The sequence below is a fragment of the Volucribacter psittacicida genome (assembly GCF_004339025.1).
Taxonomy (GTDB): Bacteria; Pseudomonadota; Gammaproteobacteria; order Enterobacterales; family Pasteurellaceae; genus Volucribacter; species Volucribacter psittacicida.
The window spans coordinates 539,290-556,719 of sequence record NZ_SMFT01000001.1 but is presented as its reverse complement, the minus strand read 5'-3'; the positions used below and the strand labels follow the sequence as shown (position 1 = coordinate 556,719).

The following is a 17,430-nucleotide window of genomic DNA, read 5'->3' as shown; positions in this document are numbered from 1 at the left end:
TACTTGCGCATTTCTAAATGTTATATTAGCACTCAATTATCAAAATTATTCTCATTTAGATTAAGTTAAGCCTTAATATGATTAAACGCCGTTATCTTTTTGCATTATTGATTACGCTATCCGTTGTATCATTATTTTTAGGTGTCAGTACCGTTAATTTACAAGGATTGTTCGCTTTTGATCCCTATCAATGGGAAATCTTACTGATTAGTCGACTTCCCCGCTTAATCAGTATTTTAATTGCTGGTGCAGCATTGAGCATTTGTGGTTTAGTGATGCAACAACTTAGTCGCAATCGTTTTGTGTCGCCCACCACCGCAGGCACTATGGATTCCGCTCGTTTAGGTATCCTCATTGCTATGTTAATTTTTCCTTCCGCTTCTATGTTAGCGAAAACAGGTATTGCGATTCTCGTATCCTTTCTAGGCACATTATTGTTTATGAGCATTTTGGCAAGGCTAAAATTTAAAGACACGATTTTTGTTCCTCTAGTGGGCATTATGTTTGGTAATATTGTAAGCTCCATTACGGCGTTTATCGCCTATCAGCAAGATTTATTACAAAACTTATCAGGTTGGTTACAAGGGGATTTTTCCTTAGTAATGACAGGGCGTTACGAAATTTTATATATTAGCCTGCCCGCCTTAATCTTAGCTTATCTTTTTGCTCATCGTTTTTCTATTGTGGGTATGGGAGAAGATTTTGCCACAAATTTAGGCTTAAATTACAAACAAGTGCTTTATCTTGGGTTAGGCATTGTGGCAACCGTCTCTTCCATTGTTATTGTTTCTGTTGGCGTTATTCCTTTTCTTGGTCTTATCATTCCCAATATTGTTACCCTTTATTTAGGCGATAATCTCAAAAAAATCTTATCCCATACCGCCCTTTTAGGGGCAGTATTTGTCTTAGCTTGTGATATTTTAGGACGCTGGATCATCTATCCTTATGAAATTTCCATTAACGCAATGGTGGGGGTATTTGGCAGTGTGATTTTCTTATATTTACTCTTAAAGCAATATCGTTATGGTCATCAAAAATAAACGCAGTGCTTATCAACTTTTGGCGTTAGTGCTACTCGTGCTAGTTTCTTCCGCCATTTATTTGACTTATCAGTTACCAAATCGTTGGCATTATGCACTTCATCATCGCACATTAAGTTTACTTGCCATTATCATTACAGGGGCAGGCATTGCTTTAGCGACGATGATTTTTCAAACCATTGTGAATAATCGTATTTTAACCCCAAGTATTTTAGGATTAGATTCTTTATATTTATTAATTCAAACGCTCATTATTTTTAGTGCAGGTTCCGCCACCTTATTATCCATAGATTCCATTTTATTATTCTTATTTTCTACGGGCATTATGGTGTTATTTGCCCTTGCCTTATATTTCTTTCTATTTAAACGTGATCAACAAAATATATTCTTTTTATTATTAGTGGGTATTGTTTTTGGCACATTTTTCCAAAGTATGACCACCTTTATGGAAGTATTAATTGATCCTAATGAATTTCAAATTGCACAGGATATTGGTTTCGCCAGTTTTAATCGTATTAATACCAATATTTTATGGCTAGCCTTAACCATTTTACTCATTACTATGGGCTATGCTTATCGCTATATTCATTATCTTGATGTCTTAGCTTTAGGGCGTGAACAAGCCATTAATTTAGGCGTACCTTATCATCAATTAACCAAAAAATTACTCATTATCGTTGCCATATTAACCTCAGTTTCTACTGCCTTAGTGGGGCCTATTACTTTTTTAGGTTTATTGGTAATGAATATTACCTTTGAATTTATCCGAGATTTTCGGCATAAAATATTAATTCCTGCTTGTATGTTAATTTCCATTATGACATTAGCCATAGGACAAGTATTGGTTTCACAGGTATTTACCTTTAGTACCACCTTAAGCATTATTATTAATTTTGTGGGTGGCGTTTATTTTATTTATTTACTATTGAGAACAAATAAAAAATGGCAATAGAAATTAAGAATATTAATAAAAGTTATGGTACAAAAAAAGTAATAGATAATGTGTCTATGACTGTACCAACAGGAAAAATTACCTCATTTATTGGGCCTAATGGTGCGGGTAAAAGCACCTTATTAGCCATTATCAGCCGTTTATTAAAGGCAGACAGTGGCGAAATTTGGCTAAATGGTCAATTACTTTGCCAACAGAAAACGGAAGACATTGCCAAACAATTATCCATTTTAAAGCAATCCAATCATATTAATTTACGTTTAACGGTGGAAGAGTTAGTTTCTTTTGGTCGGTTTCCTTATAGCAAAGGAAATTTAACCAAAAACGACCGCACTTTTATTGAACAAGCCATTGATTATATGAATTTACAAGATTTCCGCCAGCAATATATTGAAAATTTAAGCGGTGGACAACGACAACGTGCTTATATCGCTATGACCCTTGCTCAAGATACCGATTATATTTTATTGGACGAACCTCTTAATAATTTAGATATGAAACATTCGGTACAAATTATGCAAGTATTACGCCGATTAGCAGAAGAATTACATAAAACCATTGTGATTGTTATTCATGATATTAATTTTGCCTCTTGTTATTCCGATTATATTGTCGCAATGAAAGCGGGAAAATTAGTCCAACAGGGAGCGGTTGAAGAAATTATGCAGCCTGATATTTTGCAAAATATTTATGATATGCCGATCCCTGTACAACAAATTAACCAGCAAAAAATTGCGGTTTATTTCCGATCCCCTTATTAATCACTGTTTATTTAGGAGAACACTATGAAAAAAATGCGTTTAACCCTGGCTTCATTAATTGGCGTATTTGCTGTGGCAACCGCACAAGCGAATGACGTTACCGTTACCACCTTTGTTGGCGAACAAGTGGTACCACAAAACCCACAACGTGTAGTCGTATTAGATTATGCTGCGGCGGATACAATGCGAGAACTTGGCGTAAAAGATCACATTGTTGGCATTTCCAAGGGAATGCGTATGCCTGCTTATCTATCAGAGTTCCAAACCAATGATAACTATGCCAATGTAGGCACATTGCCCGAACCGGCTTTTGAAAAAATTAATGAATTAAATCCTGATTTAATTATTGCCTCAGGGCGTCAAGAAAAAGTGTTAGATCGGCTCAAAGGCATTGCCCCAGTCTTATTTCTTAAACCCGATTATGAACACCATTATGAAAGCATCGTCCAAAATGTATTAGCCTTAGGTAAAGTGTTTGACAAAGAAGCCTTAGCACAAGAAAAAGTGGCTTTATTAGAGAAACAGATTTCTCATTTAGCCAATCAAGTGGCAGGTAAAAATGCTTTGGTAATTTTAGTTAATGAAAGCAATATTAGTGCTTATGGCGATACTTCTCGTTATGCTATGGTTTACCAAAAATTTGGTTTCACACCAGTGGATAAAAAAATTAAATCTTCCACTCATGGTATGAAAGTCGGTTTTGAGTATGTGGCGGAACAAAACCCTGATTATTTATTGGTAGTGGATCGCACAGCAGCAATTACAGATAAAGCCAATAATGCCCAAAAAACCTTAGATAATAATATTATTAAGCAAACCAACGCCTATAAAAACCATCATATTGTTTATCTTGACGCCGCAAATTGGTATCTCGCTTTCGGCGGATTAGAATCTACCGCAGCCATGGTAAAAGAATTAGAGCAAGCGGTGCAAAAATAGGGGCTGAGGGTGGAATAATACAAAATTATTTCAAAACTGACCGCACTTTGGCATTCTTTTTAAGAATAATAAATGTAGGTGTAATGGATAAAAATTGAGATTTTATCCATTACATTAAGCAAACGTACTATATACTCTCAATATTAAAGCCATTAAAACTCGTTATCATTGTCACATAGGATTACTTAATAAATATTTTTATAATTGATATTAATTCCTGAAACCAAGAGGGCTTTTTACGGTTCTTTTTTGCTTCACGTTGATTTTCTTCAATAATAGCATTCCAATAATTGATCCAATTCATAATTGGCTGGTTATAGTCAAATTCTTTCATAAAATCGTAAGGGTCTTCATATTCCCGTGGTTTGAGCGGTTTATATTCAATTAACTCCTTAGGGGCGATAGGGCTATCAATGCCTAAATCAAAGCCGTGAATAGCCGCAATTTTGGCATATAACAACACCTGTAGTTGTAAATAAAAATCAAACCATACATTGGTATCATATACCGCACGTTTTGCTTTTTTTAGATCGAGTAATTTATTTAATGCGGTTTTCATACCCTCAATATCTTTATCACATAGGGCAACGTAAAATTCATGATCAGGTATACGTTTTAGATAATTACGAGCTTTACGTTCATCATTGAGGAAAATTTGGCTTCTATTTTTTAATAGTTCCCATTCTCCTGATAATGCCAATAAGGTATTGGCATTAAAAAAAGGGCGTGCATCATAGCGTTTATAAGGTGCCTCTACCGAAACGATTTCATCACGGTGTTTAATTAAAAAGTTAATTAAATCAGGGCTATCCGACATAATGCTGGTAAAAAAATATCTTATATTGACATCATTGTATGCCCATTGATAATCATATTGTGAGAGCATTAATAATTTACCTGCAATATAAGCATGTTTTTTAAATGCCTTAACATCGGCGTTAAGCAATAAATCCAAAGAGGCTTGAGCAGCATAATAGTTGCTAATCCACCTCATACTATATAAAGGATGTTCTTTTTTCTCCTTAATGCATTTTAACTCTTCTTCAAGCATACTGAATGGTTTATTTCTTAAAGTTCTTGTTCCTTTAAATAAATCCACTTCATAGAGGTCAAAATGCCCTTTTTTATAGAGATAATCAGCTTCACTTTGACATTTTTGAATACATTCTTCATAATTTTGCTCTGTTACGCTACCCAAAAATATCTTGTAATTGTTTGACATAACATTTCTCCTCTATTGTTTGACTTTATCGGGTATTTTTACGGGGATTAACTTAATAGTGCCATCTCGTTTATCCACTCCAGCAACAATGGTTTTTACTTTATTTGCTTTCAAGGATTGCTGAATTTGTTTTGACATCTCATTATCCTGTTTAGCTAATTTACCCGCTACTACACTTATCCATTCTGGTGATAGTTGATTGCTATTCCCCGCCGCATTATTACTTACCTGAATAGCCCCATTTCTTAATTGTTTGCTATCAATAATCACAATGCTGCCGTCTTTGCCCACTAAAACATGATCAAAACCATTATTACCACGATATTTACCATCACTGATTACCTCAAACCCGGAACGTTCTGCAAGGCTGGTGATTAATTGCTCGGTTTTGACCCCTGTGCGGTCACCATTTTTAACAATGCTCTCAATAAGATCTCTTTCTTGATTGCTGGTCGGTTTTAATTCACAGGCGGATTGGCACACTTTTGATGGATTAACATACCCCTTGTCTGTAGAAGTAACTACTTTGTCATCAAATTCATCTACCACACGATTTAGCACAGTGCGATTGGTAACTCGGTTTATCTGATGCCCACCTTGTTTAATTACTTCTTTGCTACCAACAACCACGCCTTTTCCAGCGGCGCTTACTGCCTTACCAGCTGCGATAAGCTCTAAGCTTGACAAGGCAAACCGTGATGAAGAAATAATTGCTAAATCAGCCTCAACATCACTGCCATATAATTCATTGAGCTTATCTTGGTCAATTTTAACAAGATTTTTCCCCATATCTGCGCCGCTTGTGGCAGCCACATTAGCTGTATTAGTCGCTGCTTCTATTACACAATCAAGCGGGGATTGAACACAATCTTTAGCGCTATTTAAGAGTTCTGTACCAACATTTTTTGCTATTTCTATTGGATTTGATGTAATGGCTTTATAGACTTCTCCTGCTTTATCTTTTACCCCTTGAAACGTTGAGCGTGTTACATTGTCCGTTAGGGTTTTATTGATAAATTGCTGATTGTCTAGGTTAAATTGATAGGCTTCTTTGGCATAAACTAATGGACGCCAGAAATCATTACCTTGCGCAACAAAATAATGCTGACTATTTCCATCACTATCAATAAATGTGGCTGATTTTTGTTTTTCTAAAAATGCAGCAGCTTCTCTAGCCATAGCATCTTCATCAGCTAATTTTAAGTTCCATAATATATCTGTTTCTCGTGCAGCTTGTTGCATCAGTTGTTGCTCTGCCTCGGTTTCTGAAATGCCCTGTTTTTTGGCAAATTGTTTTGCGTTTTCTTTTATCCATTTCATTTCACTCGGATGCAACTGGCGATTATACCAATCGGTATTTATCCCCGCACTGATTGCTCCCATATTACCCTTGCCTATAGTTGCCCCAATGGCTAAACCAGCGGTCATATCAACCACCGCTTTTCCAGCGTTGCCAAACTGGGCTTGGGCTTTATCGCTTAGTTGTTCAATCAGTGGAGCAGAAAGGGAAGTCGCACCTGAAGCAGCAGCACCGCTGACATTGCCTGTTAATAACCCGCCTGCGGTTGCGTGCAATAAGGCTCTGCCCATGCCCCCATCTTTCCAAAGGTCATAGCGAGTTTGGTTGTCGTTAAGATAGTCGTTTAATTGGGTTAGCTCAGCTTGTAGTTGAGCTTGTTCTAATATCAATCATCGTATGCATGGTATTTAATTAGTTATAAATGACAAATATTTTTTTTCCAACATTCAGTAGGATTAGCGAAATAATATCCTTTGTCTTTCATACATAAAGCAAATTTACGAATACCATTCACATTTTCTTCATCAAAATCATCTAAACGAGGAACAGTTTTATGCACCCAACCATCTTCAGTATATTTTGCCCCACAACTAATAGCGTCTTGCCAACGTTGTTCTTTATTGGTATTTCCTAAAGAATCAGGTTTTTGATATTTCGTTATATCAGGATAATCAAAATAGTTATAGTTATAGCAATGTACCATTTGTGGTGTATAGATACAACCATTAGAATACCAACAAGAATTTATCAACATTGCTAAAAGAATTACTATCAATAATCGCATTAATTGCCCCCTATTTTTGTTAATATTTCTACAAAATCAGAACTCATAAAATCCGCCAAGGCAAGAGGGGCGGTAACGGGTATGGCGACAGCTGTAGTAATATCTGCTCTTAATTGGGTTGCAGGATCTTTAGCCATTGTATTTCCGTCCTTATCATAGAACCCCCAAACTTGCCCACCTAAAAGGTCATGTGGACCAGCAAAGGCTTCTACTATGTTGTCAGAGAAACTATTAATTTTATAAGGAATACCCGGATTAGAAAAATACCAACCTCCTTGTATAGCTTGTAGCCCCCCTGTCTGTCCATACATACCTTTTATTCGTGCATCGTCATTTAAGTTTGGATTTAAAACATCCCTTAATGTTTGATATTGGTTATCGCCAATATAAGTAAAAGAACCGTCTGAATTTTTTTGACATCGGTCTTTATCACAAATAGCATTAACATCAAGTCTAACCCCACCTAATTTAACCCCATCAAAATAGCCACTATCATAAGAGACATTTGTCATAACTTCGCCGGTTTTCTTATCAATAATACCTTTAAATTTTCTTGAGTTTGCTAAGGTTTCTTCTCGCATTCTCGTTGCGGCGAGTTGTAATGTACCCTGTGTTATGGCAATATCAGGCGAGCCACTGACAATCCCTACTACTGTTTCAAGTAAACGTTTTTGATATTGTAATTTATAAATTTCATCGTAAAGTGCGGTCTTTTCTTCCTCTGTTTTGGCTTGTTTAATTTTCTCTCGTAATTCTGCTTGTTTAGGTTCAACATAAGCGTTAATGGTACTAAAGGCATTTTGTCTAAATTCTTTTGTTACCTTGACTTGAATATTTAATTCTTTTAAGGCTTTATCTTTATCAAAATGGTTTTCCAATTTCCCAGAATGTGCCGCAGCGGTATCGGTAGTAACCTCCGTTTTCACGGCTGCTAAGGTTTCGCTTAGGGTTTTGCCTGTTTTCTCAAGCTGCTCCTGTTCATTACGGATATAAATATTCTTGGTATTAATACCGCTTTGAGTAATAGAGGATTGGCTATCACTATCATAACCAAAGCCTATTCCCATTTGAGTTTGTAGCGAACCCTTACCACTCGCTAAAACTGGCGCATTCGCCTTACCATCCGCCCCTTTTGCTTGTGTGGTTTGTTGTCCTTGCTCATTGGTATAAAGGGCTTCGCCTTTTTCATTAACGGCTTGTTTATCGCTTTGCGCTTGTGCATTTTTGCCTAAGCCTAAATCAGCGTTAAATGCCATTGAGCCACTAACGCCAAAGGCCGAGCCTTTATAATTAGCATGGTTTTCTATATCTTGGCTAGCTAACGTGCCTGTGCTAAAGTGATTTTTGTTTTCTAATTCCGCCTTTTGGGTGGAAGTAACCATACCGCCCACCAGTTTTGTATGGTTACCAATATTAATTTGATAGCCCTCATCACCTGCATAAATGCCTGATTGCTCAACCACACTGGCATAATCGGCATTGATATTTGATTGGTTATAGCTAGCAGAGCCAGAAGCGCCATAGCCAACGGTCACTTGCCCACTGACATTCATTTGTTTACCTTGATATTTCATGGTGTCTTGTAGGCTTTCAATGTAAAACTTGCTATATTATCCCCAAGGTTTAGCATCAGGTTTGCTGTGTTTTGCTCGCCATTCAATACATAATGGATTATCCCATCTTAATTCATTTTCACAATAAGGACCGCCTTTTTTATACCAACCTTTTTGCTCTAAACATAAATTGACTTTAATATCATTACTATATCCACTAACAAAATCCATACCGCAATCTGTCATATCTTTTCTACGTCTATCAATAATGTCTATATTTTTATCGGCTAGCCCCTTTTTTATATAATCATGGTTAAAATACCAAGTATATAGTTTTCGTTCAGGTTTATCTTTACACCATCCGCTTAGTGATGGGCATTTATAATAATCATTCGGAAAAATCGTAGCTAATATACATCCTTGCAGGATAAAAATAGCTAATAAAATAATTATGATTTTTTTCATATTATTTTCCTTTATTTGAGTTAAGTTCAAATGTAGGTTTTCAATTCTTAGATTTGTAGTGGTATATTGTTATATTATCCCCAAGGCTTAGCATTAGGTTTGCTGTGTTTTGCTCGCCATTCAATACATAGTGGATTATCCCATCTTAATTCATTTTCACAATAGGGACCGCCTTTTTGATACCAGCCTTTTTGCTCTAAACATAAATTGACTTTAATATCATTACTATATCCACTAACAAAATCCATACCGCAAGTTTTCATATCTTGTTTACGTTTACTAAGCCATGCATCAAATGTAGTGATATTATTTTCTCTTGCATAAGTACGTAATTTTTCCATTTCAATTTTATTTATATCCCAGCTATATAGTTCTCGTTCAGGTTTATCTTTGCACCATCCACTTAGTGATGAACATTTATAATAATCATTTGGAAAAACCGTAGCTAATATACATCCTTGAAGGATAAAAATAGCTAATAAAATAATTATGATTTTTTTCATATTATTTTCCTTTATTTGAGTTAAGTTCAAAAATTGTTCTTTCTTTGTTCATAATTAGATCTCCCTCTTTGCGATAACCATCTTTGATACATTGTCCTTGCCCTAAACCATGACAATTATGCACAGAAGAATCATCACTAAACATATCCAATAGTTTTTTGCCTAGCCAGCGATTTTTCCAGTTATCCGTCATGGTTGCGGGGTTGCCACCTAATAATAATGGTACACTGCCAACAGGATCTGATTCATGATTTTCAATACGGATAGAATCTAGTTTATTAGATTCATTTCTTAGAGAGCCAGTTTGCAATAAACTTAAGGTATTATCAGCTCGAGTAACATCAGCGGCAGGGCCTACCATTTTGATTCTGGTATCAGATAGAATGGCTTTTTTCTGATTTTCTTTGGTACTCAGTGCATTTAACGCATTTGTAACCGTTAATGTTCCTCGACTATGAGAACCAATAAAGAGCCTATCTTTACCGTAGGTTTCCATTAAGTTCATGGCTTGTAAACTTGAGTTATCCATACCTAATAAATTACCAAAGCTAGTTTCAAACATTTTTTCATAACCTGCTATAAGAAATTCTGAAATTGGGTTTGAGGCTTGTGGGTGGTGTACAAAATAAATATCTTTATAGATTTTGGTATCAATATTTCCGCTTTCGCCTGTTTGGGCGACATAATTTTGTGAGGCAAATTTAGCGGCTGCATTTTCATCATTGAAAATACCATTAAAGGCAATAACCGTTCTGGTTTCTGATTTCCCTGTAACTGGATCAGTATAAGTAACCTGTTTTAAGTGTTCTCTTTCTTGATCAGAAACTTCTCTTAATTGATAAATATTACGCCCTTTATCGAATTCTTTTTTATAATATTTATCTATTTCATTATCTATTTCATCTTCGGTAATTTCTTTCCGTAGAAGTTTCTTATTAACTTCTTTTTTAGCTTCATCTATAATTTCTTGTTTAAGTTTACTATCTTCAATAGGTTCTCCATTTTCATCAGTTTTTACAGTCATCATACGATGTTCAGCAATAAACATAGTACGATAAGCTTCATCAGTAAGCGAGGATATATTGGTGTAAAAACGTCTTTTAATACTTGAAGCTGTATCTACTTCTTTTTGTAATGCTTGATAATCTTGCTGTTGTAAGCTGTTTGTTGCAGAGTCAATGCTTTTTATAATACGGTCAAGATTGGCTTGTCCAGCTTTTTCCTTAATATTAAATTGTCCATCGCTAATTACAGAGAAAGTGGTACTTGAATCGTTTTTAGCAGTTTTGGTATTGCTCAACAGATTGACTAAGCCAATTTTGGATATAGCATAGAGATCAGCACTATGTACATCATTTTCGCCCATACCAAATTTAATCGGACTACTATTTGTTTGATTAGGATTTGCTTTTTTAAAGGTTTCGCCATTTTTTTCTCTTTCTGCACGATAAATATCATTATTTTTCTTATCTTTTTCAGAAGTTTGATCTCGTCCAATAGAAAATCCGCCCGCAAATCCAGTAGAGCTTGCATTAGCATTTGAATAGTTTTCAATATTTTCAAAACTTAAGGTTTTAGCGGATAAACTATTTTTGCTAGAATCGGCTTGAGAAAGAATTGCTCCTCCTGTTAGTTTAACGTGATCTCCTACATCAATATGGTAGCCCTCTTCACCAGCAAAAATACCGGCTTGAGTGGTAACACTCGCATAATCCGCATTGACTTTTGAACGACCATAACTGCCACCTGCCGAGAAACCATAACCAACGGTAACTTGCCCTGAAATGCTTTCCTGTTTACCCTCATATTTCATGGTATCTTGTAGGCTTTCAATATTGAGATTTTTGGCAGCCACTTCAACTCGTTGCCCTTTAACTTGGCTACCTAAAATTTTGAGGTCTTGACCGCTGGTTAATGTGGTTAAACTATTTTTATCGCCGATATGGCTAGCAACCCAAGCCTGACTATCGCCGTTACCATAGCCTCTGGCTGCATTTCCGCCCACAGTCAAGCCAGCCGCAATGCCATTACCAAATTGTATTGCCACCCCAACATTAAAGCCTTCTGATTTATTTTTACTCCGCTCCATATGCTTTTCTTGAGCAGCAGCAATGGTTATATCTCCAGTGGCTGCAAGATGTGTACCTTGTAAACCTGCAATATCAGCACCTTTGATTTGTAAGTGGCTATTTTGCCCTGCTCCAGAGGCTTGAATATTGACATTCCCCCCTGCATTTACTTGACTTTTGGTTACCGTATTGCCCTCGGTATGCTGGGTTTGAGTGGATTTTTGTTGTCCATAAGTAATGCTCACACCCACAGCTCCGCCAGTGGCAGAACCCTCTTGAATAGCTTGACCGACTTCTTTAACAGCCTCAACGGTACGCATGGCATCAAAACCCGTATTGGCTAATGCCATCGCATTAATACGTCCACTATCGCTATCGCCAGCGGTTTTAGCTGATTTGAGGGTAGAATCCGCAGCTTGTAACGCAGCGACCACCGCACCTGTTAAAGCAATCGTCAACCCTTTTTGCTCGTAAGTATGTTTATAATTGGTATCATATTTATCACTTGCCGCTAGAATATCTACCTGTTTGGCTTGAATATTCACATCGCCCTCAACGGCGGTAACTGCACTGGCCGTTTGGTGGTATTTGTTATTTGCCAGTAGGGTAGTGTTGCCGGTTAAGCTCCCCACTTGGCTTTGGCTGGCATAGTAACGGGTTTGGTCATTTTCGGTAGTGTCTTTACGTAATCCCACACTAAAACCAAACCCACCGCTGCCCATTAGCCCAGATTTTGAGGTTTTTTCAACATCTTGTTGATAAATTTTGTTTTCTGCATGCTGAATATCAATATTGTTTGCACTGGCAACAAGTTGATTTTCCGCCACCACAGAAGACCCCTGCACCCTTATATTGCCCTTATCGGCTTGTAATACAATGTTGTTGGCATCAATGGTTGAGCCTTGAGCCATATCATATTGATGTAAATGTTTGGTAACGGTGGTGGTTTTTTGTAGGAAACCACTTTGGCTACTTTTGGCGCCAAAATCGAGTTGTTCTTGATTGCGTCCTTCTTGAATATGGATATTACCTTGAGCAGCTTGAATAGCGATAGTGCCGTTATCGCTATGGAGCGCGGCTTGACGTAAAGTGGTGTTATTTTTGCTAACAATTTGAATATCGCTTTGAGCGTTAAGTTGCGAGCCGATTTCTTGTTGTTGGTCTAAGCGATAATAATTATCTGCATCAGCTTGATAATGCTGTTTATTGCTGGTGTTTATGGTAGCGAGTTCAACATTATCCCCTTGAATATGAATCACATTAGCAGCCACATTGGCAGCATTAAGTACCACATCTTGCGGACTATAAATGGTTAATGTGCCGTTGACAGAAATATCACTTTGTTTGTCTAAATGAGTATGAGCAAACTGGTTACCAAAAGCATCATTATTGGCGGAACTGCTAGTGGTGCTGGCAATATTAACCCCTGTTTTACCCACGAGGGTTGCTGACTCTAAGGCTTGGATTTTACCACCGAGGTTGATGAGTTTTTGCTGGGCAAGCAAATTCACATTATTGCCAAATAAATTGCCTTGTTGGGTGATGTTTTGAGCAGAAAGTGCGGTTAAATCTCGCCCTGCAATAGTACCGCTATTGTGAATATCGCCATTAATATCTGCCACAATTTCACGGGCAGAAATTAATGCTCCTTCGGTGGTTACCTCTGTATTACGAGAAACCAAATAAACTTGTGGTGTAAGTACATCTAAGGTGGTACCGTCAGCCAGCGTAACAGGTTGATTAACAAACCAAACCATATCAGAGGTAAGTTGTGCCATTTGGTTGGCGGTTAAGCCTATACCTGGGGTCAAATTAAATTTATTAGCATAATAAATGCCGTTATTCATTAATGCTTTGTATTGTTCAAAATCTGAACTGTAATTGTCTAAGAATCGGCGCCCTGTTAATTGTTGGATTTGTTCGTTGACTAAACGTTGTTCATAGAATCCGTCACCAAGGCGTTTTTGCACATTATTATGATCATAACGCAGAGCTGTAAACATATAATCAGAACTTAGCCATTGTTTACGATCGGTAAATTGGCGATCAGTTTCTACTAAATAGCCATTCGGTGCATCAGGATTGATTTGATAAAGACTCTCCTGCGGTAAGTGAATTGGCGTTAAGTGGGTTTTAATTACAGGTAAGGTTCCTTTCGCTAAGTTTTCAGGGGAAATGGCTGAAACTTGTCCTGAAATGACAGGATTTGGGGTTGAGATAGTGATGTTATTAGGTTCAACCGTCAATGATGTGCTTGTTGTGGTAATATTTTTTAATAATACTTGCTCAGCAGAAGGTTGGTTATGGATATTCGTATTGGTACTAGCTATTTCACTGCCAATAGTATTTAATACTTTATTAAAGTTAAAATGTTGTACAGGGTGGATTTCATTGATATTGCCAGAACCGCTACCATAGATTGCCCAGCGTTTTTTACCTCTAACACCATAGCGATGACGTTGTTTACCAAAACTTTCCCATCTTCCTGTATCGGTAATATTGATAGTTCCCTCAATATCAATATTTTTTAAGCTGGTATTACCCGCAGTTAAATTTTCGTTATTAGTATTATTGGTAAACAGACGATCACCTAATGAAAGTGTTTTACCTATTGATAGGGTAGAGGCGTTATTTTCTAAATCTGCACCTGACAGGGAGAGATTGCCACCAATTAAAATTTGAGCAGGATCACGATGTTCAATAGTGCTAGTTACGGTATGCCTATTATAATTCCAGTTTGTCCAATAGCGAGAAGCAATGCGTTGACCATTTTTCAATACAAAATAGGAATTAGAATCGTGCTTATCATTATTTTTGGGTTCAAAATAGCCTTCTCCCCCATCTTTATTTTGTGTAGCATAACGGGTTGAGCTCGTTGATGGGGCGTATTCAATAATACGTTCATCGCTATGATGTTCACCTAGAGTGAGATAGAGATCGTGATTTAATAAACGTTCTGCTTTGATTTGACCATTGCCTAAGGCTTCAATCGTAGCGCTGCCATTATCAATAAATGTGGCATAACCTTCCGCTTGATGTTGTCCATTTAATTGCCCACCAATCGCTAGATCACCTAAACTAAGAATTAAGCTATGATCTCGGTTAGTTAAAGTGCCTACGGCTAAATCTAATCGCTCTCGTGCTGCAATGGTTGCGGATTTTTCACCCTCTTTTAGATTATTAATATTATTCGCTTGAATGGCTAAATGATTACCGTAAACTCGTCCTGTTCCTAGGTTATTTAAGGTTTGGGTTTTAATGATATTTTCGCTGCCGTCTAATAAACCGTAGTTGGTTATGTTTGTTGCATTAATAATAGTACGATTTGAAGAAATTTCGGCATATTGCGTATTAAGCAAATTTATAGCATTAAATATAGCTTGATTGCCGATAACTTGTTTAACATTATTGGTAAAATTCCCTTGGGTGGTAAAGGTTAAATTATTACCTACTTGCAGGGCTTGATTTAAGGTAAAACTATCCGTGAGGTTGATTTCTGCATCGCCTTGGGTTTTGATTGTTCCTTCATGCTGTAAGGTTTTGGCGGTTAAGTTAAGCTGTTGCCCAGCTTCAATCGTACCATTTTGGTTATCGACCACTAAATGTCTATCAAGGGAGTCAATGTTGACAACTTGTCCTGCTAATAATTCACCAGATTGATTGTTGAGTTGTTGATTTACTGTTGTAGCAAGAGTATTCGTTGCGTAAATTCCCCCTTGTTGATTATTTAGTTCCGCTACATTGAGTTGAATATTTTTACCTTGTAATCCCTGAGTTGGTTTTGTACTGGTGGCAATGGTTTGCTGATTGTTAAGCTGTGTTGCAGTAATATTTAGTGTGTTTGTTGCAATAATTAAGGAGCCATTTTGCGCTGTGTTTTGATTATTTACCAAATTGGCGTTTAAATAAGTATCTCTTGCCAAAATTGTGCCAGCTTGGTTATTGATTTGTTCTGCTTGAATTAGAGCTTGTTGAGAGTTAAGTAACCCTTCATTATTGTTTAGAATTTCTGTATTTATGCTTAAATTTTTAGCAGAAATAATGGTACCTTGTGTATTCTCTATCTCTTTAGCATTAATATTAAAATTACCAGCAGTGCTAAATACTCCTCCTTGATTTTGTAGGTAGCGTAGCTTGAGCTTAAAGTCCGCAGTGCCATGTTGTTGCCATACTGCATTCTGTGTATTTAAATCTTGTTGTGCGGTTTGAATATGGTTTGCACTAAGCTGGCTATATTGGGTAGAAAGTGTTTTTGGGGTAGAAATTTTGAGATTTTCTACCGCACTTAATTGGCTTTTATTCGCATTGATATTACCCGTTTGCGCATTGACGACTATGTTATAAGCCTGATTTTTACTGTTGTCTAAATTAATGGATTGGGCGGTAACCGCTAATTCTCCACTGGCGATATTGTTACCAGCGAGTTGGGCTTGATTATTGGCTTGAATCACAATATCGGCACCTTGTGCTGAGGGTGTTTCTAATTGCTGAATTGCGCCATTGGTTGTTTGTGTAGTGGTTACGCCAGCCGCTAACAGAGAGGTTTGGCTAGTGCTTATATCTGTTGCTTTATAGTTAATTTTACCTTTGGCTATGCTTTCGCCACTTTGGCTTATATTTTGGGCTTGAGCATTGATTGCCCCAGTTTGGGCAATTAGGCTCCCTGTTTGATTGATATTCTCATTGGCATTTAACAGGATATCCTGAGTTTTATTTTCTATACGTCCTTGATTTTCAATAGATTGATGAGCGTTTAGGCTAATTTGTTGTTGAGCATTGATTATAGCTTGATTAACAATTTTTCCTTGTGAATCAATGGTTAATGTATCGGCACTTGCACCAATATGCCCAGCATTACGCACGCCCAAACCTTGTTCTGTTCCCACTAAATGAATTTTGCCTGCATACATACCACCAAGTTCGCTAACATCTAAGGCAAATACTGGGTTATTTTCATTGATATTTTCAGCAGAAATACGGGTAATTTGTAACTCATCATCAGCCTTTTCAAGATTGGCTTGTTTAATGGTATTTTTGCCCGTTACCACATTGAGTTTTTTATTTGTCCATATTCCAGCATTGATTTCCGTTTCTCGGGCAAGAATATCGGTATAATCTACTCGGCTATTATCTAAGCCTTTACCACTGACTTTAATTTTCCCTTTTTCTACTACAAAGCTATCGATTTGCCCCTCTTTAATTTGTGGTTTTCCTGTGGTCATTGTGGATCGAGAGGCGTTAATTGTGCCACACCCCTCACAATGTAAACCGTTAGGATTTGCAATAATCACTTCCGCTTTTCTACCTGCGACTTCAAGATAACCTTTGAGCTGGCTAGGATTATTTGAGGTTACTTCATTTAAAATTACTTTTGCTTCGCCTTTAGCAAGATAAGGATTACCTTGAATAAAGCCTGCTTGTTGAGTTTGTGTGGCTTTATGGCTATTGTTTAGAATTGCCCCTTTGTTATCTACATTAAAATCTTGATATTTATTATGGGAAAGCCCTTTGTTATTCGGTGTTTGAATATTAACTTGAGGAAGACCATTAGCGGTTTGTAACACAATAGGTTGTTGATTTCTTGGGGCATTAGGATCGGCTTTAATAATTAATGTATCAGCAAGTACAGGCGTAGAAAAGCTAACAAAACCTAAAGCACAGAATAAGTGTAAGCTCAGTGATGTTAATGTTGCAAAAATAGGCTTAAAATTGACCGCACTTTGTTTATTTGAGGTGGATTTATCTGATGATTTTGCCAGTTCTGATACCACCACTAAGCGTTGTAATGTTTTACTAAAAATTACTCGGAAACATTGTTTATTCATCATTTATCCCCTATATA

At 36.9% G+C, this 17,430-nt stretch carries 11 protein-coding genes; 4 read left to right on the top strand and 7 right to left on the bottom strand.

What is annotated here, in order from left to right; genetic code table 11:
• The first annotated feature begins 77 nt into the window (after positions 1–77).
• The 4 genes from EV694_RS02510 to EV694_RS02495 are packed head-to-tail and all read left to right on the top strand — an operon-like array spanning position 78 to position 3,692.
• Positions 78–1,040 (top strand): ABC transporter permease, encoded by a 963-nt coding sequence (locus EV694_RS02510; RefSeq protein ID WP_132688785.1) that lies wholly within the window; start codon positions 78–80, stop codon positions 1,038–1,040.
• A complete protein-coding gene (locus tag EV694_RS02505) occupies positions 1,024–1,992 on the top strand; it encodes an iron chelate uptake ABC transporter family permease subunit (RefSeq protein ID WP_132688782.1) in 969 nt (322 codons plus the stop codon). Before EV694_RS02510 ends, EV694_RS02505 begins: the two co-directional genes overlap by 17 nt.
• Positions 1,983–2,753, top strand: coding sequence for an iron ABC transporter ATP-binding protein (locus EV694_RS02500; RefSeq protein WP_132688779.1), 771 nt, complete (start codon positions 1,983–1,985; stop codon positions 2,751–2,753). Before EV694_RS02505 ends, EV694_RS02500 begins: the two co-directional genes overlap by 10 nt.
• 24 nt (positions 2,754–2,777) lie before the next feature.
• Positions 2,778–3,692 (top strand): siderophore ABC transporter substrate-binding protein, encoded by a 915-nt coding sequence (locus tag EV694_RS02495; protein ID WP_132688777.1) that lies wholly within the window; start codon positions 2,778–2,780, stop codon positions 3,690–3,692.
• 181 nt (positions 3,693–3,873) lie between these two features.
• Here EV694_RS02495 and EV694_RS02490 read toward each other — a convergent pair whose 3' ends face one another.
• The 7 genes from EV694_RS02490 to EV694_RS02460 form a co-directional block, all read right to left on the bottom strand.
• Positions 3,874–4,914, bottom strand: a complete 1,041-nt coding sequence (locus EV694_RS02490; protein WP_132688774.1) for an immunity 49 family protein — start codon at positions 4,912–4,914, stop codon at positions 3,874–3,876.
• A gap of 12 nt (positions 4,915–4,926) precedes the next feature.
• Positions 4,927–6,603: a hypothetical protein gene (locus tag EV694_RS02485; protein ID WP_132688772.1), complete on the bottom strand. Its 1,677-nt coding sequence runs from the start codon at positions 6,601–6,603 to the stop codon at positions 4,927–4,929.
• Between the two features lie 26 nt (positions 6,604–6,629).
• Complete coding sequence (locus EV694_RS02480) at positions 6,630–6,998, bottom strand: hypothetical protein (RefSeq protein ID WP_132688769.1); 369 nt, start codon at positions 6,996–6,998, stop codon at positions 6,630–6,632.
• Complete coding sequence (locus tag EV694_RS10935; protein WP_207859774.1) at positions 6,998–8,572, bottom strand: hypothetical protein; 1,575 nt, start codon at positions 8,570–8,572, stop codon at positions 6,998–7,000. Before EV694_RS10935 ends, EV694_RS02480 begins: the two co-directional genes overlap by 1 nt.
• A 36-nt stretch (positions 8,573–8,608) precedes the next feature.
• Positions 8,609–9,016 carry a hypothetical protein gene (locus EV694_RS10990; RefSeq protein WP_243645954.1) on the bottom strand — a complete coding sequence of 136 codons (408 nt, stop codon included), beginning with the start codon at positions 9,014–9,016 and terminating at the stop codon, positions 8,609–8,611.
• 74 nt (positions 9,017–9,090) lie between these two features.
• On the bottom strand, positions 9,091–9,519 hold the full coding sequence (locus tag EV694_RS10985) for a hypothetical protein (protein WP_243645953.1): 429 nt from the start codon (positions 9,517–9,519) through the stop codon (positions 9,091–9,093).
• A gap of 1 nt (position 9,520) precedes the next feature.
• Positions 9,521–17,413 (bottom strand): two-partner secretion domain-containing protein, encoded by a 7,893-nt coding sequence (locus EV694_RS02460; RefSeq protein WP_132689205.1) that lies wholly within the window; start codon positions 17,411–17,413, stop codon positions 9,521–9,523.
• Positions 17,414–17,430 lie beyond the last annotated feature (17 nt).